Consider the following 23,905-nt stretch of genomic DNA (forward strand, 5'->3'; position numbering starts at 1 on the left):
TGGCTATGTCGCTGTAGGCGGAAATGTAAGGTTTGAGGAAGTAGCTGTGCTGGCATACATTGATAGATGCAAGCGCGGCTCTCAACAGAAGGGCAAGATATGGGAGTCACGACACGATACAGAGAAGCGCGAGGCGTTTGGGTCGTCACAGAAACCAGTAACGGCAAACGTCATCAACGGACTTTTGAAGGGGAAAAACAAGCGCGTGAGTACGCTGCCAGGCGTCACGCGGAACTGATCGAAGCGGAGTTCAATGGCACGATGGGGCGGCAAGAGCGCCGCTCATTTATGGAAGGGCTGGCACGCTGGGTTGAGGAATACAACGTGGCCAGCCAAGCCAACAGCATACAATGGGTAGCGCGCTGGTTTGAGTACAATGCCCCTGGCGTGTTGATTGGTCAAGAGACACTGGACGCGGCCAGGCGCATGCAGAAGGAAGTGAAGGCGTCAGGCAAGTCGCAAAGCACCATCAACAATCGCACGCAGGTTGTTAAGCGCGTGCTGTCACTGGCTTATCGTGAGTGGGATTGGATAGATAGACCGCTGGACGCAAAGCTACGCAAGCCGACGCCGCGTAACGAGCGGCACGTTTATCTGAATGAAGATGAGATCAAGGCGCTGGTAGCGGCGATACCCGATCACAGGGAAGTAGATCGGCGCCTGGTCGTACTGGCATGCTTAACGGGCCTGCGTCGTGGTGAGTTGCTAAACCTAGAGCCAAGCAATGTTCAGCATGGTCGCATCATCCTGCGACCTAACCAGACAAAGAGCGGCAAGGCTAGAGTAGTGCCAGTGCCAGACGAAGCGATGCACCTGCTGGTCGTGCTGCCTTTTCCGACAACTGATACGCGACTGCGTAACAGCTTTGAGAAAGCAAGGGCGGTTATCGGTCGGCCCGATCTACGCTTTCACGACTTACGCCACACCTATGCGTCACTGTTAGCCAATGCTGGGGAGACGATGACAACCGTGCAGGCATTGCTAGGACATAGCAGCCTGGTGGTCACTAGCCGATACGCGCATTTTTTTGACGGCAAATTGGATGGCATACAAGATAAGCTGCCGCGAATATGCGACCAAAACGCGACCAAGGAGGCAACAAGCAAGGGATTGAAACTGGTAAAGCACTGACAGGAAAGGGAAAAGATGGTGGGCCCAGTAGGACTTGAACCTACGACCAAGGGATTATGAGTCCCCTGCTCTAACCAACTGAGCTATAGGCCCGTGAAGCGTGCATATAATAGCGAATGTGTTCGGGCGAGGCTACCCCTTACGGTGCTATCTTGTGGTGATAGCAGCAATTTTTTAGGGGCACTTATTGAAAAGCGTGGGGTCTGGTAGTGAGTTCCTAATGCGGAGACGTGCTGTGAAAGCTTTGATTGCTCTTATCCCGCTATTGTTGGCGGTGCCGGTTCATGCGGATTGGCAGCTAGATCCTGGTCAGTCGCAGGTGCAGGCGTCTATTACTCAATTAGATGGCAATGCCCCGCAAACCCATCACCATCAGGTGAATAATTTGCAGGGTGATATCTCTGCCGATGGCACCCTGCGCCTGCCGTTGCGTTTGAGCCAAACGGATTTGCTGACTCGCTTTGGTGATTTGCCGCCTTGGGTGGGCTTGCTGGCCAATACCACGCTAGTCACACTGGTCGCGCAAATGCCGCCAGAGCGGTTAGATGGCTTGGATATTGGTGAATCCATGGTAGAAACGCTTACCTTTCGGGTACAAACCGACCTGATTAATCAGGAAGAGTCGGTGCCGCTGCGCTTTACCCGCGAAGGACTGAACGAGGTGCGCGTTACCCATGCTGAACCGATGGCGATGGATGGCCGCGCGCTGATGGCCAACAGCACGGTGCGAACCGTGCTGTCGTTGCTGGGCTATCAGGAGATTGACGAGCATGTACCGGTCACCTTGAATGCCCTGCTGGTGAACCGCTAACGCGCCGTAAGGCGCGTTCAGTGGCTGAGTGTTTCCACATCGCCTGCCTGGGCGGCGCCAGTTTGTACTCGCCACTGGGCAGCATAGTGGCCATCAGCCACCAACAAGCTTGAGTGGTTACCGCGTTCAGCAACGCGTCCTTTTTCGATCACCACGATTTCATCGGCATGCACAATGGTCGAAAGCCGGTGGGCAATCATAATCACCGTGCGGCCATGGGCGATGCGCTTTAGTGAACGCTGAATGGCAGCTTCAGTTTCGTTATCCACCGCGCTAGTGGCTTCATCCAGCACCAGAATCGGCGGATCTTTAAGCAGCGCCCTGGCCAGCGAAAGCCGCTGACGTTGGCCGCCAGAGAGTAATACTCCTCGCTCGCCAACCGGGGTTTCCAACCCTTGGGGCAGCGTTTCAATAAAACTCCAGGCTTCGGCGGTTTTCGCGGCGTCAATAATCGCGGCCTCCGAGGCATCGGGTTTGCCGTAAGCAATATTGTCGCGAATGCTGCCTTCAAACAGGTACACATCCTGACTCACCAACCCTATCGCTTGGCGCAGCGAGTGCATGCTGACCTCTGTGATCGGCTGACCGTCGACCAGTACGCGGCCGCTGGCTGGGTCGTAAAAACGCAGCAGCAATTTGATCAGGGTCGATTTACCGGAACCGGTAGCGCCTACCAGCGCCAGGGTGTTGCCTGCAGGCACGTGGAGATCAACGCCACTCACCCCCACTTGGCTAGAGGCATAGTGGAAGCTCACTGCTTCGAACCGCACCTCGCCTTTCACGGGCGCAGCGAGAGGCGTCGTACTTTCATCTTTGACCGTAATCGGCACTTCCAGCAGGTCGAGAATCCGCTTGGTGCTGGCCATCGCGCGCTCGAACAGGTCGATCACTTGGGCAAGGCCAGTGAGCGGCCACAGCAAGCGCTGGGTAAGGAAAACCAGGACGCCATAAGCACCTACATTCAGACTGCCGTTCAGCGCCATCATGCCGCCGACGGTAAAGGTGGCGAGAAAGCCCGCCAGAATTGCCATACGGATGACGGGTATAAACGCGGAGCTGACCTTTATCGCCCGGCGGTTGGCTTCCAAATAGGCTTCGCTGGCATCACGGAGGCGCTCGGCTTCCCGTGCTTCACTGGTAAAGCTTTTGATGGTGGCAATGCCACTTAGGTTGTTGGAAAGGCGGCTGGCAAGATCACCCACCTTTTCACGCACATCGCTATACAGCGGCCCGGCTTTGCGTTGGAAGAAGAAGGCGCCCCAGATAATCAGCGGAATCGGCGTGAACGCCAGTAGCGCAATCAACGGTGACAGTACAAAGAACACGGCGCCTACCGCTATTACCGTCACACCAACTTGAATCAGCGCGTTGGCTCCGCCGTCCAGGAAGCGCTCCAGCTGGTTCACGTCGTCATTCATGGTGGCGACGAGCTGGCCGGAGCTTTTAGATTCGAAAAACGCCATATCCAAGCGCTGGGCGTGCTCGTAGGTGTCCTGGCGCATATCCGCCTGTAGCCGCTGGGCAAGGTTGCGCCAGAGAATTTGGAACAGGTACTCGAACAGCGACTCCCCTGCCCAGATAAAGAACGTCAGCACCGCCAAAATGGTGATTTGTTGATGAGGCGTTTCAAACCCCAGCCGCGCGACAAAGCTGTTTTCCTGATTCACCACCACATCAATCGCCACACCGATCAGAATTTCCGGAGCGATATCAAATAGTTTATTAATAATGGAACAGGCGGTGGCCGCGGCAATCCGCCGCCGATAACCTTTGGCATAGCGCAGCAGTCGCACGAGCGCTTGAAAGCTTTGGTTTGAAGACGTCGCTTGAGCGCGAGGTGGTGAAGAAGCCACATCGGTTCCTTTTGGAAGTTATAGAGAGAATGTAGAGAACGAGAACTATGGGCTGAAGTTACTGAGTGGCACTTATGCTGGCTGAGCCACGCGACGCACGTTAGCCAGCAAGGGGCTGCCGGTATCCGGATCAAGCAGCAGCGTACAGTCTACCTGGTAAAGCTCGCGCACTAGCTCGGGCGTCACCACCTCAGCGGGCGCTCCCTGAGCAATAATCTGGCCATCGCGCATCGCAATCAGGTTGTCTGAATAACGACAAGCACTGGCGAGGTCATGCAATACCATCACCACCGTGCGGCCATGGCAAGCCAAGTGGCGCACTAACTCAAACACTTCAATCTGATGGCCTAAGTCTAGCGCAGAGGTGGGTTCATCTAAAAGCAGAAGCGGCGTTTGCTGAGCAATGGTCATAGCGATCCAGGCACGCTGGCGTTGGCCGCCGGAAAGCGCTTCTAACGGCCGGTCGGCGAGGTCTTCCAAACCAGCAGCGTCGAGCGCGTACTGCACCACGCGCTGGTCTTCCGCCGACCATTGACGTAACCAGCCTTGGTGGGGCTGGCGGCCAAAGCGAATCAATTCAGTGACGGTTAAGCCTTCTGGAGCCACCGCTTCTTGGGGCAGCAACGCTAACTGAGTGGCTAACTGACGCGCCGGCAGGCGTTGAATATCCTGGCTATCCAGCAGTACCGCGCCGCTATCTGGTTTGTGCAAACGAGCAAGGCCGGAAAGTAGCGTTGACTTACCGCAGCCGTTAGGGCCAACAATGGCGGTGACCTGCCCGCTTGGCAGGCTAATGTCCAGGTTTTCAATCACTCGGCGCTGGCCGTAGCTCATGCACAACGCATCGGTGGCCAGCGTTGGTGAAACAGGCGTTGCTGATACTTGTCCTGGTGAAACTTGCTCTGGTGAAACAAGTTCTGGTGAAAGAGATGAGTTGTTCATGGGCGGCTCCGTTGTGGGCGCATTAATATCCATAGCAGCCAGGGCCCGCCAACCACCGCGGTGACAATGCCAACGGGAATTTCAATCGGCGCCAAGAGGGTGCGCCCGGCAAGGTCGGCCAACAGCATCACTAAAGCACCGGCTAAGGTGGCGGCCAGAATCGGCACATGTCGAGCACTGGAGAGTGAGCGGGCAATCTCTGGGCCAATCAGTGCAACCATGCCCACAGGCCCCGCCACAGCAACCGCAAAGGCGGTAAGCACAACGGAAAGCATCAGGATCTGTAGCCTGCGGGCTTTAACACGAAGTCCTAGGCCGCTGGCGGTGGCATCTTTAAAGCGCAGCAGCGTCAGTGAACGCGCCAGCGCCAAGGCGGCAATAATCCCCAATGCCAAGCCAATTCCCAACAGTTGTACTGCGCCGCCGGGGCGGGCATTGAGTGATCCTACTGTCCATGGGTAGGCGGCATTGGCGGTGTCAATCGCTACCCGCGCCAGCATTAATTGAGTGACAGCACCAAACACCGCTCCCACGCCAATACCCGCGACAATAAACCGATAACCCTGAGTGCCACTGCCTGCCGCGAGGCCAAAGGTCAGCACGGCGGCGGTCGTTGCCCCAGCCAGAGCCATCGCGGGCGGCGCAATAGACACGCTCATGCCTACAATAGAGGCCACCGCAAACGCCGTTGCGCCATTATCAATACCGATAATGCCGGGCGTGGCTAAGCGATTGCGTGCCAGGGTTTGCATCAAAATACCTGAAAGTGCGAACGCCGCTCCGGTAAAACAAGCAGCGGCCAAACGAGGCAAACGCAGCTCCTGAACCATAAAGGCCGTCATCATGTCGCCCTTACCTAATACGGCAGGAATAACCGCACTGGGCGCCAGCGGAACGCTACCTAAGCTTAGATAGAGCAGGCAAGATGCCAGCAACGCAATCAACAAACCAATATTGACGGCTAGCGCGCGCTTTTCGAGCAGGAAACTATAGCCCCAACGGGGTAGCGCGATATGCCAGTAGCCTTCCGGCGCTGGCACGCTATCGGCATGCTCTGCGGCATGGATTGGAACATTGTTTAAAACATGGCTGGGAGTGACAACATCCGTTAAAGGCGGATGATTCGCCATTACTTTCATATCAACACATCACCAAGATGACACCAAGACGCCCGGGCGGCAGGGTGTTAAAAAAAAGCGTTACAGCATGGGTAACCGTTTAGCACGCACCACTGCAATCAATACCGGCGCGCCACATAGCGCGGTGAGTACACCCAAGGGCAGCTCGGAAGGTGCCACGGCAACACGCGAGATAATATCCGCTATGAGCACAATCAATGGGCCTATCGGCAGGCAAAACCACAGCGTGCGGCGAATATCGGGCCCGGCAAACGCACGCGCTACAAATGGCACCACCAGCCCTACAAAGGCGATCGGCCCGGCAATCGCAGTTGCCGCACCAACCAGCAGTGCCACGCAACCTACGGCTACCCAGCGGATCAGTGTGGGGTGATGCCCCAAGCCACTCGCCGCTCGCTCGCCTAACGCCAGCGCTGCCAGTGGCCGCGCCATGATAACCACCGCGATGGCAGCAACTAGTAAGCTCGGCAGCACCGCCACAAGATCATCCAGCCGTCTTCCCGCCAGGCTGCCTACCACCCAAAAACGAATCTCATCCGCGGCGCGCTGGTCGTACAGCAGCATTAATGAGGTGAGCGAGCCTAACAGTCCAGAAAATGCCGCCCCCGCCAACACTAAACGCACGGGGTCATTTCCCACTCCGCGAAAACGCGCCACGCTGAGGACACACACACAGCCGATCAGTGCTCCTAACTGGGCAACCGAAATGCGTAGCGTGGCAGCGCTAGCTCCTAGCACCAGTGCCAGTGCTACCGCAAAGGCCGCTCCTGCGCTTACCCCCAGCAGTCCCGGCTCGGCGAGCGGGTTACGGGAAATGGCTTGTAGCAGTGCCCCGGCAACGCCCAATGCAATTCCCACCACAATGCCAATTAAGGTACGCGGAGCGCGGAGCTCCCAGACGATAAACTGCGCTTCGCTGTCGCTGGCGCCCTGCAGCAATCCCAGCACTCGGCGTGGCCCAACCTCACCTGCCCCAATCAGTAAACTAACGACGCTCACCGCCACAAGAGCGGTGAGCAGAATAAGCATCCATGTACGGGGGGCATAGCGCCGACTGGCGCTGCCCATTGCGCTAGATAGTGATGTCACGGCATCTTTCACGGCAACAATGCGTTCTCAATATCGTCCAGAATGGCTTGGGCGGCCAGCGGGCCGTTGGCACTGCTCCACAGTTGGCCATTCACCGGCACGACCTGATCTTGTTTAACTACGTCCAAACGTGTGAAGGCGGAGCTTTGCTTGGCGGCATCTAACGCCGCTTGGCCATCGGCGTTAAGCGTAGCCAGGAACAGCCAATCGCCGTCCACTTGGGAAAGATTTTCAAGACTGAGTATATCGCTATGGGGGTGACCTTCAGCAACCAGACCCGCATCCTGAACCTCTACCCCCACTTCCGCCAATAGGCCAGTGGCGATCAGCTCTTTGGACATCACCATTGGGCCATTAGGCATCCAGCGAGCCAGCACAGCAGTGCCACCTGCGTTCGCATCATCAATCGCAGCGGCCAATTCGCTAATACGCTGATCGACGGTCGCAATCGCATCGTCAATTTCCGCTTCACGGTTAAGCGCCTGTCCATAAAGCCGCGCTTCCGCTTTCCAATTATCAAACGCTAATGGTTGAGCATGTGGCACCACAGTAGGCGCGATGCGCGATAGCAACTGGTACTGCTCTTCCGATAGCTGAGCAGCGGCCAGAATTAAATCGGGCTGTTGGGCCAGAACCGCTTCAATATTGATTTCACGTGCAACGCCGACAATCTCAGGACGCTCGCCATTTAGGTGGGCTTCCACGTACTCAGCAACGTTATCACCACCGCGGGTAGTGACCGCGCCAACGGGGGTCACGCCGGCAGCTAAGGCGGCATCTAAAGCACCTTCATACAGGGTGACAATACGCTCTGGCGCATCGCTAACTTCAACGTCTCCGTAAGCGGTATCCAGCGTGCGCGCCTGAGCAACGCTTGCCAACGATCCACCTACCAATAACCCGCCTACCACAATACCTACAAGTCCGTTGCGCAGCGATGAGTAACCCATAAGTAACGCTCCTGAGTGTCTGTGGCAATGATAATAACGATTCTCAAAAGCACTTGCATCATTATTCCAACGAATCGAACGTTCCAGTTACTGCAACACCCGCTTAATTAGCCGCCTAACAACCTTGATAGAGGTGTATTTTGTTCATAGCATTGTTCGATATTAAGCAACACAATGTTCGATGAAACAAACTCGCATATGGGAACTTTTCTTCTTAGAATCACCACCTCGATTGATAACAGTTTTCATTAGCAAATAAGTTTCATCTCAGGGGATCACCATGCCACGCTTCACTCGCACCGCGTTAGCCAGCGCCGTCGCTCTTAGCGTCACCACCACTGCGGCCTTAGCTCAAGAATCAGAACAACTAGACAATATCGTTGTATCTGCAAGTGGTTTTGAGCAGGCACTGGTGGATGCCCCTGCCAGCATTTCCGTTGTTTCTCGTGAGGAACTGGAGCGCAAGCGCATTACCAGCGTGGCTGATGCGTTACGTGATGTAGAAGGTGTTGATGTTGGTGGGGCTGTCGGCAAAACCGGTGGCCGCAATATCAGCATTCGTGGGATGCCTAGCGACTATACATTGATTCTTATTGACGGCCGTCGGCAGAACGCGGCTGGCAGCGTCACGCCTAACGGGTTTGGCGAAACGTCTACTAGCTTCTTCCCGCCTGTCTCCAGTATTGAACGTATAGAAGTCATTCGTGGCCCAATGTCGACGCTATATGGCTCTGACGCCATGGGCGGGGTAATCAACATCATCACTCGTCGAGTAGACCGCGAGTGGGTTGGTTCCGTAGGCGTTGAAAACACATTTAATGAAGATCGTGATTTCGGTGATCGCCGCGAAATCAACCTGTACACCAGCGGCCCGCTTATTCAAGACACGCTAGGCATTCAGGTGCGTGGTCGCTTATACGAGCGGGACGCATCAGAGCTTACTTACACTGACGGCAACGGCAACGCCATTGACGTTAGCCAGCGCGGCCCCAGCCCCGTTGAAGGCGATACCTATAACCTGGGCGGCAAGTTAACCTGGACACCCAATGCCGATCACGACCTTTGGGTGGATGGTGAAGTTAATCGACAGCGTTATAACAATGACGAATGCCAGCTCGGCACTTTAGATGGCCGCACCCGTAGCTGCGCGCCAGATCCTGGCGCCGCCAATGGCTACGCCGACGAGTTGCGTTTTGAGCGTCAGCAGGTTGCTATTGGTCACACTGGGCGCTTTGCATCAGGCACGCTCGAATCCAGCTTGATGCGCAACACCACAGAAACTAAAGGCCGTACGATTCCTGGTGAAAATGGCGTTGCCTATGACGGCTTCCCTGGCATCGTGGGCGGCGCGCCTCGCGAGCTAGAAACCACCAATACAGTGTTAGACAGCAAATATGTCATGCCGCTAGGCGACCACATGACCACAGTGGGCTTGCAGTGGTGGGATGCTAAGCTCGATGATGGGTTAGCAAATGAGACCTTTGAGCAAACCACATGGTCGCTCTTTGCAGAAGATGAGTGGATGCTACGTGACGATTTGGCGCTAACGCTTGGCGGCCGCTACGATCATCATGATGCCTTTGGCAGCCAGTTCAGTCCACGTAGCTATTTGGTGTGGAACACGACGCCAAACTGGACACTGAAAGGCGGCGTCAGCCGAGGCTACAAAACGCCCTCGCTGAATGACCTGCATGCGGGAATCAACGGCGTCACCGGTCAGGGCACCATACTCACTATCGGCAACCCGAACCTTAAGCCGGAAACCAGCACCAGTAGTGAAATTAGTGCACATTACGATAGCCTGGCAGGTTTCACCGCTAGCGCCACGCTGTTCTATAACGAGTTTGACGACAAAATAGCCAGCGGCAACGACATTGTTATTGAGAACAACCCGCTTGTACCCGACGGTGTCTATAGCCAAGACGTCAATATCGATGAAGCCGTTACCCAGGGTGTCGAGCTTTCTACCAGCTATCAGTTCACGCCAGATTGGCGCTTATCGGCCAACTACACTTACACCGATAGCGAACAGAAGAGCGGTAACAACCGTGGCGAACCGCTGACCGATACCCCGGAGCATGCATTCAATGCCACGCTGCGCTGGCAAGCCACGCCTCAGTTGGACACGTGGCTTTCCGCCGAGTACCGCAGCGAACGTTACCGTAACCGTGAAAGCGTTAGGGGCGCGCCCTCTTTCGATGACCTAGGTGACTTCAAAGCCTATTCACTGTTCCACTTAGGCGGCAGCTACGCATTTACCGAGCAATTTAACGTGAGTGCCACCATCTACAACTTGTTCGATAAAGACTTCGTCGATTACCGCGCTTATGGTGACGGCACTAGCTTTGGCAATGTGTATGCCAATAGCGAAGAGGGACGTCGACTGTGGCTCTCTGCACGCTACGAGTTCTAAACGCTACTAGCTAAAAGGTTCTATTTACTGTTTCAATGCTGACTTACTGCCCTGGCCATGCGCCAGGGCTTTTTTACGCCCGCTTAACAGCGAATTCGATGTTTATTAGGGAACTGTCTGTCATGACCGCGCACCCGCTCGTCCGCTATCTTGCCTTGGTTCTACTGTTGCTCTGCGGCCTAATGCTCTCTAGCGCTTCCTTCGCGCAATCAGCCCCCAGGGTTGAGCTGGCGCCCGTAAACCGCGAGCCAATTTATACCGAAACAAACCTGGTCGGCACCGTAAACTCCCTGGAAGATGCCCTCCTCTCAGCATCAGTAGCAGGGCTTATTACTCAGGTAGCGGTTAATCCTGGCGACCACGTCGCCAAGGGAGACACGTTAATCGCGCTGGATGACGATCTGGCTCGTTTTGACGTAGCAGCGGCGGTTGCTGCAGAACAGGAGGCCCAGGCCACACTAGCGGAAGCAGAACGACTACTGCGAGAAGCGGAATCGGTGGGCGTGGGGCGTAACATCGCAGCGACTGAAGCGAGCGCTCGTCGTAGTGCCGTTAACGTGGCCCGCGCCGCACGCTCGCGTTTAACGGCGGAGCAAGCACGTTTAAACGCCCTACTGGCTCGCCATGCAATTAACGCCCCTTTTGATGGTGTCGTCAGCGCTCGCAGCGTCAATCTCGGTGAGTGGGTCACGCCAGGAGATAGCGTTGCGCGCCTCGTTAATCTTGATGAGCTGCGCGCTGATTTTCAGGTGCCCGAAACCTTTTATGCCGCCGTTCAAGACGAAGCGTTGATCAGCCTGCGCGTGGGCCAACAAACCTACGAGACCACTATCGCCACCATGGTGCCGATCAGTGACCCCAGTGCTCGCACATTTCTATTACGCGCCCATGTTCCCGATGCAGCTTCACTATACCCAGGTAATGCAGTGGATGCCGTGCTGCGGGCGTCGACCGGCAGCGATGGGCTGACGGTTCCCCGCGATGCGTTAAGCCGCTACCCAGACGGGCGAGTCACCGTGTGGGTCGCCACACCTAACGAAAACAACACGTATCAGGTTACTGAGCAACGCGTGCAGTTGGGTATTAACTTTGCCGACCGTGTGGAAATTGTCGAGGGCCTCTCTGGTGATGAGCAGGTGGTCATTCGTGGCAATGAATCGCTGGTCGAAGGTGTCAGCGTTGAGGCTGTCGCGGCGGGGAGCGAGTAATGTTTGCAGCCCTACTGCGCCAGCAAACGCTGGTCACTGTTATCGCGCTAATCTTCCTGCTGCTGGGCATTGCCGCCACGCTGCGCATCCCCGTTCAGATGATTCCCGACATTGAAGCCCGCACAATAACGGTCGAAACGCGCTGGGCGGGAGCGACACCCCAGGATATCGAAAAAGAGATCCTCATTGAGCAAGAGCAGTACTTGCGCAATGTGCCGAACCTTACCCGCATGACGGCCATCGCCGAAAGTGGCAGCGCTGAAATTGAACTTGAATTCCCGTTTAGCGTGGATATGACCGCAGCGCTGATTCAAGTCAATAACGCGCTCAGCCAAGTATCGTCATATCCCACCAATGTGGACCAGCCACGGATTGTTTCTGCCGCCTTTTCGACAGACGCGTTTTTGCGCTTTCACGTGGGTACGCTACCCGGCAACCCTAAAGCGTTAGATATCCAACTGATGAGCGACTTTATCGACGACCGTGTGCGGCCTCGCATGGAAGGCGTAAAAGGGGTATCGGAAGTCGGCGTCAATGGCGGCGCTCAGCGGCAGCTACAAATTTTGGTCGATCCTGGCGCGCTAGCCCAGCGCGGGGTCTCACTTGCCGAGTTACGCGACGCCATCACCCAGCGTAACCGGGATATCTCCGGTGGTGAATTAGAAGCCGGTAAACGCCGCTATTTGATACGCACGCTGGGCCGTTTTGATGATGCTGAAGCCTTGGCGCAGCTGGTTGTCGCTCGCCAGGGCGATAGCATCGTGCGGCTTGCCGACGTTGCCGAGGTCCGCCAGGGGCAGTCGCGCTTAAGCCAACTATCGTTTTATAACGGCCAGCCGGGCATTGGTATGGACCTTCGGCGGGAAAGTGGTGCCAACGTCATCGATATCAAATACGCCATCGAACAAGAAATGGCGGCCATTAACGACAGCATTCTACGCCCGGCGGGTATGAAAATGGTGCTGACTGCCGATGATGTGCGCTATGTGGAAGCCTCGGTCAGTAACGTATGGAGCAATCTGCTACTCGGGGCGGCCTTTGCAACCTTGGTGATGTACCTGTTTTTGCGCTCCGCTCGCGCCACCTTTATTGGCGTTATTGGCATCCCCTTCTGCACCATTGCGGCTTTTTTAGGGCTGATGCTCACGGGGCGTACGATTAACGTGATTTCCATGGCAGGCATTGCCTTTGCCATAGGCATGAGCGTCGATAACAGTATTGTGGTGTTGGAAAATATTGAGCGGTACCGCCGTTTAGGGCTCGACCGCATTGAGTCGGCGCTACGCGGCGTGCAGGAAGTATGGCCCGCAACGCTGGCATCGACGGCCACCACCATTTTGGTGTTCTTACCGATTCTATTTATCGAAGAAGAGGCTGGACAACTGTACTCTGACGTAGCCATTGCGGTTTCTGCCGCTATTTTTGCCTCAATGCTGGTGGCAGTTACCCTAGTGCCGTCACTCTGTTCGCGCTTCAATTTTTCGATGCGCAACGAGCATGAGGATAGCCCCGCGGCCTCACGCCCTTCGTGGGCTGGGAAGCAGCTTGATCGATTGATCGCCACCCCTTTTCGGCGCGGAGTGATTCTAGTCACTACAGTAGTGATCAGCGGCTGGACTATCGTTGTACTCACTCCGCCTGCCGAGTACTTGCCCGAAGGCGAGGAACCTAAAACCTTTGCAGTGATGAGCCCACCGCCTGGCTATAGCCTGCAGGAGATGGCGGGAATCGCCGCGCAAGTAGAGGATTACTTTTTACCCCATGTAGACGCTGACCCAGCGGCTTTTTTAGCGGGCGACACCGAGGTGCCGCCGCTGGCTTATATGAACATGCGGGTTGCCCCTACGCGGCTGTTTATCGTCGCGGAAGCAGCTGACCCTGGTGATATCGAAGCGTTAATGGACGCACTTACCAGCTACTACGAGCGCTTTCCAGGAATGCGCGCATTTGCCTCGAAAGGCTCGATCATTTCCAGTAACGATGGCGGCACGCGGAGTATCAACCTGGATATCGCCGGCCCGGATTTGGCGACCGTTTATGAAGCCGCCAATAACCTCTACCGAGAAGCCCGCAATGAGTTTGGCAATCCGCGCATTCAGAGCCAACCCTCTTCGCTGTCGTTGGATCAGCCGCTGATTCAAATTCGCCCAGATTGGGCGCAGGCGTCAGCACTTGGCTTAGCGGCAGAAGATGTCGGCTTTTCAGTCGCCGCACTCACCGAAGGTGCCTATGTGGATGACTTCTTTCTCGATGACGAGAAGATCGATATTTATCTTTATGGCCCTCAGCTGTCGCTACCTCTGGACCAACTACCCAACCTTCTGTTGCATACCCCCAGCGGCGCGACGCTGCCGCTCTCTGCCGTCGCCAGCATTGATGAAACTATGGACACCAGCGTTATTCGCCGGGTCGATAGTAGCCGCACGGTGACCCTCAATGTCATCCCACCACCCAGCATTGCCCTGGAAGCAGGAGTTGAACAGGCAGAGAGGATGCTGGAGCGACTTCGCCATGAAGGGCTACTACCATCGGCGGTGGATATTTCGATTTCTGGGGCTAGTGATCAGTTAAATGCCACGCGAGACGCGCTAATGAGCAACTTCTTGATTGCCATTGTAATTGTCTATTTGCTACTGGTAGCAATTTTCTCTCACTGGGGCTACCCGCTGCTGATCCTTACCTCAATTCCGTTGGGCGTGGTGGGTGGCATCATGGGTCTGGCAGCCATGAACGCAGTGGGCAGCCTACTGCCACTCATAGGCATCGCTCCACTAAGTCAGCCCTTCGATATGATTACGATGCTGGGCTTTTTGATATTAATGGGAACCGTGGTTAACAACCCCATCCTGGTGGTCGACCAGGCTCGGCGGCGCTTACACGATAAGCAGCTATCCGTTCAGGAAGCCGTATCTCAAGCGGTACAAACCCGTCTGCGTCCCATTGCGATTACCACGCTGACAACCCTGTGCGGGCTTTCGCCGCTGGTATTTTTACCCGGCGAAGGCACCGAACTTTACCGTGGTGTAGGGGCGATTGTCTTATTTGGCTTGCTGGGAGCTTCCATCGTGACGGTGACGTTCCTGCCAGCATTGATGATAAGCGTACTGCAGCTTAGCAAACGACATACGCAGCCTGCCCAAGCCCAACATCCGTAAATAACTACGTGGTTCACTCAAAAACACGGCCACCTAATAAGGTGGCCGCAACGTTTAATAGCAAACAGGTACTAACAGGTACTAGAACGCGACATTCAGTCCCAACCAAACACGGCGACCATCGTCCACGTAACCGTACTCTTCGTAAGTAATGCGCTCATCAAATAGGTTGTAGATACCCGCGTTCACCGTAGTGCTATCGTTGAGTTTGTAACCTATTCCTGCATCAACAAAGGTGTAGGAAGGTGCCACCACAGAGCGGCTGGAGGGACCGGTAGTGGGCTGGCTCTCCTCGCCACGGTAGCTCACTTTTGTCCACTGGCTGAGTCGCGAGTTGACCTGCCAGTCAAGTGTAGCCGAGACCTGATGGCGCGGTAGCTGCGTCAAAGGCTCACCAGCATATTGGCCGCTTTTCTGTTCGGAGTCAGTGAAGGTATAGCTAGCCGTTAACGACACTGCATCTGTCAACGGCGCTGCCAGGCTGGCTTCTACCCCTTGCGTAATCGCCTCATCCACGTTGACGCGATAAGTAGGATCACTGCCAAAATCATTAGGGCCATCGGTACAGATATCAACAGGGCAAGCAATACGCGTAATTTTATCGTCAAAGTCGTTGTGGAACAGCGTCAAACTGCCGCTCAGGCCTGCATCATTGGCGTAGAGCAGTGCAATCTCTTTGTTAAGCGACGTTTCAGGTTTAAGGTCCGGGTTACCGTAAATATTGCCACCGCGGCTGACCTGCCCCCAATCGGGAGTGATTTCACGCAGACTTGGCGAGCGATAACCAGTTGAAACGCCCCCTTTAAGCGTCCAGTCAGGTGTCACATTCCAAACGCTGTAAAGGCGCGGGCTGACGTGGCTGCCGAAGTTATCGTCGTCATCGACGCGTAAGCCACCGGTCAACGCCCAGGTGTCAGTCAGCATCCACTCATCTTCTACAAACAGCGCCCGCTGGCTATTTTCGATTTCGGTCCGGTCAGATATTCGGTTGGTGGTGGTATCGCTCAGCGACTCCTCTTCGTAGCTCGCGCCAACAGTCACTAAGTGCATGCCTAGTGGGATCACCGCGCTGGTTTTAGCGATGGTGTTGGTAATTTCGATATCGCGGGATTTGTTGTCGCTACGCTCACGCTGTACAAAGGTCTCGCTGGTACCCCAGTCAAAGCGGCCACTGTGGGTAACAGCAACGTGAGTGTTGGTGTATTCGCCGATACTGTCGGTGCAACCACCTCGGCAACCCTCAGCAGCGCCAGAACGCCCCACCCTCGAGTGGCGATCCTGTTCGGTAACGCCGGCTTCGGCGGTGAAGTCATGATTATCGTTCGCCGCGAAGTTCAGCCGTGCGGTTAGACTTTGCAGGCTTTTCTCTTCGTAGCCGTTCAAAATATCATCTTCATCCCGCTCTGAGGCACGCCCATAAAGTTGCAGACCTAACCGGTCACCCACTAACGGCCCGCTTAGGTAAAAATTCGCTTGGCGGCTGTCTCCAGAATTGCTGTTCTCTTGTAGCACCGTGTCGAGCTGCACATTGCCGTGCCATTCATCAGCCACCTTGCGGGTAATTACGTTGATTACCCCACCGATAGCGTCTGAACCGTAAAGTGTCGACATTGGCCCACGCACCACCTCAATGCGCTCAATCGCTTGGAGTGGCGGTAGCCAGTCCTGTTCGAACCCAGCGCTACCATTCGGGCGTGATTCCCGAGAATTTTGCGGACGTCCATCCACCAAAATCAAGGTGTACTGGGAGGGCATGCCACGAATTGAAATATCATTGCCACGGTCACCTGCGCCGCCACCGGTAACAATCACACCCGGCACGTCGCGCAGCGCATCGGTGACATTTTGATAGTGTCCACGCTCAAGCTCTTCCCGAGAAATAACACTAATAGAAGCAGGCGCACTGGAAATTTGCTGTTCAAACCCCGATGCGGTAACCACAACATCATCTAGCCGAGGTGTTTCTTGTGCCAACACGGCACTACTGGCCAATGAAGAGATGGCACCGGCCAATAGCGTGCGACGCAAACGAGAAGACATAGCAGGGTTCCTTTAATATGAAAGAGCACTTGCAATCAAATACGAATCATTAACATTCGTATTTTTGCATAATTCTTACACAAAGAGGTCGCACAGTACGTTCAGTCATCCGGAACACAAATGCCAATTATTTTCATTAACATCATTAAATGGCACAATAGCGCTTCAACTGTTGCCTAATGGCCCGACCATGTACGATTTTGATGAACTCGCCGCCTTTGCCGATGTGATGACTACCGGTAGCCTAACGCGCAGCGCACAAAAGCTAGGACTTGCTAAATCGACACTGAGCCGCCGTATTAGCCAGTTAGAAGCAAGATTGGGTCAGCCGCTGCTCAGGCGGCAAGCCAATCGGCTGATTCCTACGGAAGCGGGTCTGCTATTTCATAACTACTGCACAGAACTGCTAGCGATGGCGGCACATAGCCAAGAAGCGCTGGCAGAACTGCGTGAGGAAATCAGCGGAAAAGTAACACTGGAAGTTCACGGGGCATTAGCACGAGGTTGGATGGCAGGCGTCGTTGATGCGTTTTTAACCCGCTATCCCAAGGTGGAATTAACCCTCCACACTCGAGAATCTCCGCCCACTAAAATGCACAGTAACAGTGTGCACATCTGGCTAGGGGCAACGCACGAATGCGGTCTCAACCAGGAGCGCTTAGGGCACTTGACTCGCGGCCTTTATGCCAACCCGAGCTATCTTGCCAACGCTGGCTACCCTCAGCACCCAAGCGAGCTAGAATCACACGCGTGGATTGATTTACTCGATAGCGCTTCTAGCGGCCTGCTGTTCCACCATGCTCATCACGACGACTTTCTGTTTAATGCGCCCCGCTCGCGGCTGCGCGTCGATCTAACGGTGCTTCAAATTGATGCCATTGCTTATGGCCAAGGCATCGGGCTGCTGCCCCACTGGGTGGTTGAAAAACGCGAGCAGCATCATCCTGGTGATTTAGTCAGTTGCTTGCCCGGCTGGGAACCTGCCCCACTGCCCATCACCATGTTGTACGCTTACGGCCACCATTCGCGTCGGGTTAACGCACTGCTCGAGTTTTTACGCGAGCAAGTTCCGGCTGCTTGGCAATCCAATCACTCCACCACTAACGCTGAATAACCAATTCACCTTGCCAGTTAGCGGCCTAATTAACGACAATGAGTCGCTAATCATCGTCAAGGAATGGTAATGCTCGCCGAACTTTTTGCCGTGATGGCTCCGGTACTCGCCGGTGCTGGGCTAGGATATTTATGGGTACGCTTAGGGCATCCCTACCCCGTCGATTTCATTACTCGTTTGGTGTTTAACATCGGTACCCCCGCACTGGTGCTTGCCTCACTATCTGGGGCTAATATTGATGCCAATAGCTTCGGGCAGATGATGTTTGCCACGGCCATCGTGATACTCACCATGGGCGCGGCTAGCTTTGTGGTCGCCAAACTGTTGCGCCGCAGTTGGCGCGTATTACTTGCCCCGATGATGTATCCCAACACCGGCAATATGGGACTACCCGTCGTTCTGTATGCCTTTGGCAGCGCAGGGTTTGCCTACGGTATTACGGTGATGGTGACGGTCTCGCTCTTTCAGTTCACCTTAGGGGCCGTTCTCAATAGCAACGGAAGCCCGACTAAAACGCTGCTGAAAACGCCCACCGTCTATGCCATTTTAATCTCAATGGCGCTGCTGTTAACCGACACATCACTGCCCCCTTGGCTAGCCAATACGGTCGACTTAATGTCTGGTTTCACCGTACCGCTTATGTTGATCACGCTCGGTGTTTCCCTAGCCAGCATCCAGGTAAAAAGCCTGCGTTCCGGCATCGGTTTTAGCCTAGTACGTATTCCCCTTGCCGCTGGGGCAGCGTGGCTAATTGCGGGTTGGGTTGGCCTTCCCCCACTGGCGCAAAGCATTCTGGTGCTACAAATGTGCATGCCTGTGGCAGTGTTTAACTACTTGTTTGCCCAGCGTGCCCAGCGCGAACCGGCGTATGTTGCCAGCCTCGTTTTTTGCTCTACGCTGCTTGCCCTGGTGTATTTACCGATACTGCTGGCATTTCTGATGTAGCGTTTTTGCTATAGCCCGTCTGATTTAGCCCGCCGGATATATAGCAGCACAGGGAACCCCGCTCGCTTTAAGCAGTCACTGCTAGGCATGGAACATGATCATCGAAGGCCCCGACGACAGGAGTGACCATGATGCGCCAACCTCAGTCACAAGCACGCCAAGCAGTGTTAACGACGCCTTCTCATCGTTGGTTTCTAACAGCTATTGGCGGGTTAATGTTGGCGGGCACTGTTAGCAATGCCCAAGCAGAAATGGTTTACGACGCGATCGAAACCGATCAAATGACCTTGTCACTTGAACGTGTGGCGAGTGGGTTGAACAGCCCCTGGGCAGTGGCTTTTTTGCCTGACGGGCGTTTTTTAGTCAGCGAACGCCGTGGTCAACTCACCCTGGTAGATCAAGAAGGTAACCAGCAAACGCTCGAAGGAATGCCCACGGTCAGCCACCAGGGGCAAGGTGGGCTTCTCGATATCACCTTGCACCCTTCCTTTGGTGACGGTGAACATGACTGGATTTATTTCACCTGGAGCAAACCAGATGGCAATAACAGTCGCTCAGCACTGTCACGGGTTAAGTGGCAAGGGAATTCACTCGGTGAGGTCGAGCACCTTTTTGAACAGGACCGCGCCTCGTCACCCGGCCGTCATTACGGCTCGCGTTTGGCGTGGCTAGCAGACGGCACACTACTAATGAGTATTGGTGACCGCGGCGTTAACCCATCCCGTGCCCAGGCAAGCGACGACCACGCGGGGTCAACGCTGCGCCTAACGGATACAGGCGGTATTCCTGACGATAACCCTTTCGTGGGCGCTGATAGCACCTTGGATGAAATTTACTCCACGGGCAATCGTAATATTCAAGGCCTGATCGTACGCAGCAATGGTGAACCTTGGGCGACCGAACATGGCCCGCGCACAGGCGATGAACTTAATCACATCAAAGCAGGCAGTAATTATGGCTGGCCAGAGGTTAGCCTGGGAAATGATTATCGGACTAATGAGCCGATTGGAGTCGAATCGAAGCTCGGCATGGTCGACTCGGTTTACCGCTTTGAAGGTCGATTTGCGCCTTCAGGCCTTACCGAAGTCACCAGCGACGCGTTTGGAGACTGGCAGGGGCAGCTATTAGCTGGTGGTTTAGCCAGCGAGACACTGCTGCGTCTGCAGTTGGAAAACGGCAACGTGGTGGATGAAGAGGTTATTCTTGACGGCCACATTGGCCGCATTCGCGATGTGCGCCAAGGCCCTAACGACGCCATTTATTTGCTAACCGATGGCGATCAGGGCAGCCTTTATCGTTTGCAGGTGGTTAATTAACCCACACTAACGTTATCTGAACCGCTACTCTTTATACTGCCTATTGATACTGTCTATTTATTTATACTGCCTATGCACGCTGCCAATGCTGTTCACTGCTGAACAGCCAGTATTCATCACGGATGCCTGATGCGACTACGTAATTTAATTATTTTGACGGTCATCGTGCCACTGTTTGTCATTCTAGTGGTTTTTAGCCTAGTGGCTATCAAGTCGCTAGAAGATAACGTGCGTTCCAAGCTGCAAACCGAAGTTGAGATTATCACCCGTGCACTGGGCACATCACTGAGTTACGCCGTCACTCGCGATAGCGACACCCCGCTAGAAGAAGCACTGCAATCCGCTTTTTCATTCCATCGTATCTATGGCGCTTATGTATTCGACACCCAAGGCCGAGAAGTTTATGGGCTGGGGTTGGGCAAAGACCTGTTTACGCCGGATGAAATTCAGCAGGTTATCGAACAAGATGACCTGTATAGCAATTACCGCCAACAGGAAGGCTGGACGTACTACTCAGCATTGATTCCGCTGCGGGCGCAAGATGGTACGGTACGAGGTGTTCTGCAGGTAAATCGACTTAATACCGGCATCGAAAACTATACGGGCTTTATCAGTATTGTGGCAGTTCTGGTGTTTGTAATCGGAGCGGCCGGTATTGTTTTTAGCATCTGGTGGGGCTTTAGGCACTATATAGAACGACCGCTCAATCGTCTTTTGCACGTGATGTTACTTGTGGAAGATGGCGACCGCAGCCAACGGGCTACGGTCGATGGCCCGACGGAATATCGCCGCTTAGCATCAGGCTTGAACGGCATGCTAGATGCCATGGCAGAAAAAGATCGCGATATTGATGCCCGTCGGCAGCGCGAAATCGAATTAGAAAAGCGCCTGCGCAAATCTAAAAAGCTGGCGGAGTTAGGCGTTTTGGCGGCCGGTGTCGCCCATGAAATTGGCGCACCATTAACCGTCATCAATGGCCAAGCCCAGCGCTTAGCCCGCAGGGACACCATTGGCGATGACGAACGTGCACGATTAGGCCGTATCCGAGGCGAAGTCGAAAGAATTGTTCAAATTGTCCGCCAATTAATGGAACTAGGCAGACAACATAACGTAGAGAAAGACACGCAAGCGTTGGATCAGCTTATTCTGAGTGCCAGTGAGTTAGTGGAAGAGGAGCTGGAGCCACGAAATATTCACTTGGATATTGATCTTCCCTCCCCTACCCCCCATTTATTGGTCAATGGGCAGCAAATTGTGCAGGTACTCACCAATCTATTACGCAACGCAGCGCAAGCACCAGATGTTAGCTGTATACGCCTTAGTGCCAAGCAATACAGTGAAGAGCTAACACTCTGGGTGGAAGATGACGGGCCTGGCATTCCAGCGTCGCATCATCAGCAAGTATTTGATCCGTTCTTTACGACCAAACCGGTGGGCCAAGGCAGTGGCTTAGGGCTCTCCATGGTGCATCGCATTATTAACGACCACGGCGGGACGATTGGCGTATTTGATAGCGGCCTTGGCGGCGCTGGATTCGAGATTACGCTCCCCGTTAGTGAAACCGCATCCGCTTGAGGAAAACGTTTGTGACCCATCAGGAACACCTTTTACCTTTATTGGTAGTGGAAGATGACGCCGCTATACGTGAGTTATTAGAAGAAGAGCTCAACGACGCGGGCTATGACACGCTAGGCGTTCCCAGTGCCGAAGACGCCTTGGCGCTACTAAGCCATACAGCTGTGGCAATGATGATTACGGATGTACGTCTTCCTGGAATGACCGGCATTCAGTTACTTCAGCAACTGCGTCAAAGCGGCAGCGAGCTGGGCATTATTGTCATCACTGCCTTTGGCACCATTGACCAAGCCGTCGAGGCGCTAAAGCTGGGAGCCGATGACTTTTTAACTAAACCATTGGATTTAGATGCCATTCGCGAGGCAGTCTTTCGCGTCTTAGAGCGCCAGCGTTTGTCTCTCTCCCACGATACTGAGTTGAGCCAGTTTCACGGTATTGTCGGAAAAAGCTCAGGAATGCAGTCTCTGTTTCATGATGCATCTCGGCTGGCTAAAAGCGATGCGCCTATTTTGATTCTGGGCGAAAGCGGTACCGGTAAAGAGCTATTGGCTCGCGCTATCCACCAAGAAAGCAAACGTCACGAAGCACCCTTTGTGCCTGTTAACTGTGCCAGCATTCCTGCCGATCTAATGGAAAGTGAGTTTTTTGGTCATGTAAAAGGGGCATTCACCGGGGCTAACGAAGCGCGCCGCGGTCTGTTTCATAGCGCTCAAGGCGGTAGCCTGTTTTTGGATGAGATTGGCGAAATGCCGGTTAATCTCCAAGCAAAACTGCTGCGTGCGCTGCAAGAAAAGACGGTACGACCCGTTGGCGGCGAGCGTGAGGAGCCGGTAGATGTCCGCATCATTGCCGCGACCCATCGCAATCTTGAAAAAGAGATCGAACAAGAGAACTTTCGCAGTGACTTGTTCTATCGCCTTGAGACGTTCTCTCTGCGCATTCCTCCACTGCGTGAGCGTGGTACCGATATAGAGCATCTTGTATTTGCATTAATCGACAAACACGCCGAAGCGCAAAGTAAGCAGATTGAACAAATCGAGCCCGAAGCGCTAAATAGCCTGTTGAACTACACCTATCCCGGCAACGTACGCGAGCTGGAAAACGCCATTATGCGAGCCGTAACACTGAGCGAAGAAGGCATATTGCAACACCAAGATTTGCCAGAGCGTTTACGCGAACAGGCTAGCCAACATAACGGCTCGGAAATAACGCCGACACTTACTGGTGAAGTGTTACCTGGCACTCAGGTTCCAGCACCTGCACCTACCCGCTGGCCCAGCCTGGAAGAAGTAGAAAAGCGCTACATACGCAAAGTGTTAGAGGCCACCGGCGGCAATAAACGGCGTACGGCTGAAGTGCTGGGTATTGCTCGACGAACGCTTTATCGTCGTTTGGAAGATAACGAGGAATAAATTAACGCAAATAGTCGGCCACTCACCGGTGTAACCGACTATTCGTCTATGTGACGACAAGCTATGCACTACCTTGCCAAAATGGCGTACGTGTGGGGAATTTTCTTATCAAAGAGGGTTCACGGATCACATAAAAAACCCCCGCGGGCGCGGGGGGAAAAGGATGATAAACCGTGTGGAGCAGCCGCAGGGAACAGACAGCTGGGTCGGCTTATCATCGTAGGGAGCGTTAACGATTACTGGCCGCTATTCATCGCATCATCATTCTCATCAGCACCTGGCATCGGGTCAGTACCTTCACCAAATCCTGGGTTTTCTTCAGGATCTTCTGGGTTGCTAGCCTCTTCATCTGGCATAGGCTCTTCATCTGGCATAGGTTCTTGTGATGCCGCGGCATCATCGCTTAGCCCAGGATCGCCCATGTCAGAGTCATCAGCCACTGCAGGCTCATCGTTCATCATGGGGTCAGAAGTATTATCCGATGCGGTAGCATCGCTTGCGGTAGTTGCCTGTCCAGTAGAGGAAGTCGCATCTTGTTCCATCGTTTCTGGCTGTTCGGCAGGCGGCATTGGCTCATCACCGTTACCACAACCAGCAAGAGCTAATGTGCTAACGGTAGCTGCTAACATGCATAATGTAAGCACGCGGGGGCGTTTGGTAACTTGATTAACTGGTTTATCCATTAGGCTTACCTCCCTTCTAACCAAAATATCGATTAACTACCTAATTCAACGCATAGTTCATACCAAAAACCAAAAAATATAAATTTATATATAAAAATCAAAAATTTATAAAAAGAACCAGATTAATTC

18 protein-coding genes and 1 tRNA gene are annotated in these 23,905 nt (G+C 54.3%); 10 read left to right on the top strand and 9 right to left on the bottom strand.

All coding sequences use genetic code 11. The features are described 5' to 3' along the window. Positions 1–99 precede the first annotated feature (99 nt). Positions 100–1,131: a site-specific integrase gene (locus tag J4377_RS13760; RefSeq protein WP_253485983.1), complete on the top strand. Its 1,032-nt coding sequence runs from the start codon at positions 100–102 to the stop codon at positions 1,129–1,131. 16 nt (positions 1,132–1,147) lie between these two features. On the opposite strand, the gene J4377_RS13765 is transcribed toward J4377_RS13760, so the two are convergent. Beyond that, positions 1,148–1,224: transfer RNA gene (locus J4377_RS13765), tRNA-Ile, on the bottom strand. A 142-nt stretch (positions 1,225–1,366) separates the two neighbouring features. Between J4377_RS13765 and J4377_RS13770 the strand changes: the two genes are divergently transcribed. Beyond that, positions 1,367–1,942, top strand: a complete 576-nt coding sequence (locus J4377_RS13770) for a hypothetical protein (RefSeq protein WP_232471388.1) — start codon at positions 1,367–1,369, stop codon at positions 1,940–1,942. A gap of 17 nt (positions 1,943–1,959) precedes the next feature. Here J4377_RS13770 and J4377_RS13775 read toward each other — a convergent pair whose 3' ends face one another. The 6 genes from J4377_RS13775 to J4377_RS13795 form a co-directional block, all read right to left on the bottom strand. Continuing rightward, positions 1,960–3,795: an ABC transporter ATP-binding protein gene (locus J4377_RS13775; protein ID WP_253485984.1), complete on the bottom strand. Its 1,836-nt coding sequence runs from the start codon at positions 3,793–3,795 to the stop codon at positions 1,960–1,962. A gap of 72 nt (positions 3,796–3,867) precedes the next feature. After that, positions 3,868–4,629: an ABC transporter ATP-binding protein gene (locus J4377_RS13780; RefSeq protein WP_084183754.1), complete on the bottom strand. Its 762-nt coding sequence runs from the start codon at positions 4,627–4,629 to the stop codon at positions 3,868–3,870. Beyond that, a complete protein-coding gene (locus J4377_RS18910; protein ID WP_141239983.1) occupies positions 4,601–4,726 on the bottom strand; it encodes a pentapeptide repeat-containing protein in 126 nt (41 codons plus the stop codon). Before J4377_RS18910 ends, J4377_RS13780 begins: the two co-directional genes overlap by 29 nt. 7 nt (positions 4,727–4,733) lie before the next feature. Further along, positions 4,734–5,876, bottom strand: a complete 1,143-nt coding sequence (locus tag J4377_RS13785) for an iron chelate uptake ABC transporter family permease subunit (protein ID WP_253485985.1) — start codon at positions 5,874–5,876, stop codon at positions 4,734–4,736. Between the two features lie 60 nt (positions 5,877–5,936). Beyond that, positions 5,937–6,905 (bottom strand): iron ABC transporter permease, encoded by a 969-nt coding sequence (locus tag J4377_RS13790; protein WP_038486194.1) that lies wholly within the window; start codon positions 6,903–6,905, stop codon positions 5,937–5,939. Between the two features lie 68 nt (positions 6,906–6,973). Then, the gene (locus J4377_RS13795; RefSeq protein ID WP_253485986.1) at positions 6,974–7,915 is read right to left on the bottom strand and encodes an iron-siderophore ABC transporter substrate-binding protein; all 942 of its coding nucleotides are present in this window, start codon (positions 7,913–7,915) and stop codon (positions 6,974–6,976) included. 280 nt (positions 7,916–8,195) lie between these two features. Here J4377_RS13795 and J4377_RS13800 point away from each other — a divergent pair, with 280 nt between their 5' ends. From J4377_RS13800 to J4377_RS13810, 3 genes are all read left to right on the top strand, one after another. Beyond that, positions 8,196–10,328, top strand: a complete 2,133-nt coding sequence (locus J4377_RS13800) for a TonB-dependent receptor domain-containing protein (protein WP_253485987.1) — start codon at positions 8,196–8,198, stop codon at positions 10,326–10,328. 122 nt (positions 10,329–10,450) lie between these two features. Beyond that, positions 10,451–11,536: an efflux RND transporter periplasmic adaptor subunit gene (locus J4377_RS13805; protein ID WP_253485988.1), complete on the top strand. Its 1,086-nt coding sequence runs from the start codon at positions 10,451–10,453 to the stop codon at positions 11,534–11,536. Further along, entirely contained in the window at positions 11,536–14,691 is a 3,156-nt protein-coding gene (locus tag J4377_RS13810) for an efflux RND transporter permease subunit (protein ID WP_253485989.1), read from the top strand. The genes J4377_RS13805 and J4377_RS13810 overlap by 1 nt, the downstream gene beginning before the upstream one ends. 81 nt (positions 14,692–14,772) lie before the next feature. Here J4377_RS13810 and J4377_RS13815 read toward each other — a convergent pair whose 3' ends face one another. Continuing rightward, the gene (locus J4377_RS13815; RefSeq protein WP_253485990.1) at positions 14,773–16,731 is read right to left on the bottom strand and encodes a ligand-gated channel protein; all 1,959 of its coding nucleotides are present in this window, start codon (positions 16,729–16,731) and stop codon (positions 14,773–14,775) included. 190 nt (positions 16,732–16,921) lie between these two features. On the opposite strand from J4377_RS13815, the gene J4377_RS13820 reads away from it, so the two are divergent. From J4377_RS13820 to J4377_RS13840, 5 genes are all read left to right on the top strand, one after another. Continuing rightward, positions 16,922–17,845 (top strand): LysR family transcriptional regulator, encoded by a 924-nt coding sequence (locus J4377_RS13820; protein ID WP_038477529.1) that lies wholly within the window; start codon positions 16,922–16,924, stop codon positions 17,843–17,845. A 69-nt stretch (positions 17,846–17,914) separates the two neighbouring features. Continuing rightward, positions 17,915–18,790 (top strand): AEC family transporter, encoded by an 876-nt coding sequence (locus J4377_RS13825; protein ID WP_038477532.1) that lies wholly within the window; start codon positions 17,915–17,917, stop codon positions 18,788–18,790. A 128-nt stretch (positions 18,791–18,918) separates the two neighbouring features. Next, positions 18,919–20,106 (top strand): PQQ-dependent sugar dehydrogenase, encoded by a 1,188-nt coding sequence (locus tag J4377_RS13830; protein ID WP_370687188.1) that lies wholly within the window; start codon positions 18,919–18,921, stop codon positions 20,104–20,106. A 129-nt stretch (positions 20,107–20,235) separates the two neighbouring features. Beyond that, complete coding sequence (locus J4377_RS13835; protein WP_253485991.1) at positions 20,236–21,681, top strand: HAMP domain-containing sensor histidine kinase; 1,446 nt, start codon at positions 20,236–20,238, stop codon at positions 21,679–21,681. Between the two features lie 11 nt (positions 21,682–21,692). Continuing rightward, a complete protein-coding gene (locus tag J4377_RS13840) occupies positions 21,693–23,093 on the top strand; it encodes a sigma-54 dependent transcriptional regulator (protein WP_038477537.1) in 1,401 nt (466 codons plus the stop codon). Between the two features lie 236 nt (positions 23,094–23,329). Here the strand turns inward: J4377_RS13840 and J4377_RS13845 are convergent, their stop codons facing one another. Next, positions 23,330–23,776, bottom strand: a complete 447-nt coding sequence (locus tag J4377_RS13845) for a lipoprotein (RefSeq protein ID WP_120386459.1) — start codon at positions 23,774–23,776, stop codon at positions 23,330–23,332. Between the last annotated feature and the right edge of the window lie 129 nt (positions 23,777–23,905).

It is taken from the genome of Halomonas sp. XH26 (assembly GCF_024138895.1).
GTDB classification, from domain to species: domain Bacteria; phylum Pseudomonadota; class Gammaproteobacteria; order Pseudomonadales; family Halomonadaceae; genus Vreelandella; species Vreelandella alkaliphila.

What these genes read in the sequence shown, in the direction of transcription:
- J4377_RS13760 (WP_253485983.1), top strand. Translation starts at nt 100, where the DNA reads ATGGGAGTCACGACACGATACAGAGAAGCGCGAGGCGTTTGGGTCGTC.
- J4377_RS13780 (WP_084183754.1), bottom strand. Translation starts at nt 4,629, where the DNA reads ATGAGCTACGGCCAGCGCCGAGTGATTGAAAACCTGGACATTAGCCTG.
- J4377_RS13785 (WP_253485985.1), bottom strand. Translation starts at nt 5,876, where the DNA reads ATGAAAGTAATGGCGAATCATCCGCCTTTAACGGATGTTGTCACTCCC.
- J4377_RS13790 (WP_038486194.1), bottom strand. Translation starts at nt 6,905, where the DNA reads ATGCTTATTCTGCTCACCGCTCTTGTGGCGGTGAGCGTCGTTAGTTTA.
- J4377_RS13795 (WP_253485986.1), bottom strand. Translation starts at nt 7,915, where the DNA reads ATGGGTTACTCATCGCTGCGCAACGGACTTGTAGGTATTGTGGTAGGC.
- J4377_RS13800 (WP_253485987.1), top strand. Translation starts at nt 8,196, where the DNA reads ATGCCACGCTTCACTCGCACCGCGTTAGCCAGCGCCGTCGCTCTTAGC.
- J4377_RS13805 (WP_253485988.1), top strand. Translation starts at nt 10,451, where the DNA reads ATGACCGCGCACCCGCTCGTCCGCTATCTTGCCTTGGTTCTACTGTTG.
- J4377_RS13810 (WP_253485989.1), top strand. Translation starts at nt 11,536, where the DNA reads ATGTTTGCAGCCCTACTGCGCCAGCAAACGCTGGTCACTGTTATCGCG.
- J4377_RS13815 (WP_253485990.1), bottom strand. Translation starts at nt 16,731, where the DNA reads ATGTCTTCTCGTTTGCGTCGCACGCTATTGGCCGGTGCCATCTCTTCA.
- J4377_RS13820 (WP_038477529.1), top strand. Translation starts at nt 16,922, where the DNA reads ATGTACGATTTTGATGAACTCGCCGCCTTTGCCGATGTGATGACTACC.
- J4377_RS13825 (WP_038477532.1), top strand. Translation starts at nt 17,915, where the DNA reads ATGCTCGCCGAACTTTTTGCCGTGATGGCTCCGGTACTCGCCGGTGCT.
- J4377_RS13830 (WP_370687188.1), top strand. Translation starts at nt 18,919, where the DNA reads ATGATGCGCCAACCTCAGTCACAAGCACGCCAAGCAGTGTTAACGACG.
- J4377_RS13835 (WP_253485991.1), top strand. Translation starts at nt 20,236, where the DNA reads ATGCGACTACGTAATTTAATTATTTTGACGGTCATCGTGCCACTGTTT.
- J4377_RS13845 (WP_120386459.1), bottom strand. Translation starts at nt 23,776, where the DNA reads ATGGATAAACCAGTTAATCAAGTTACCAAACGCCCCCGCGTGCTTACA.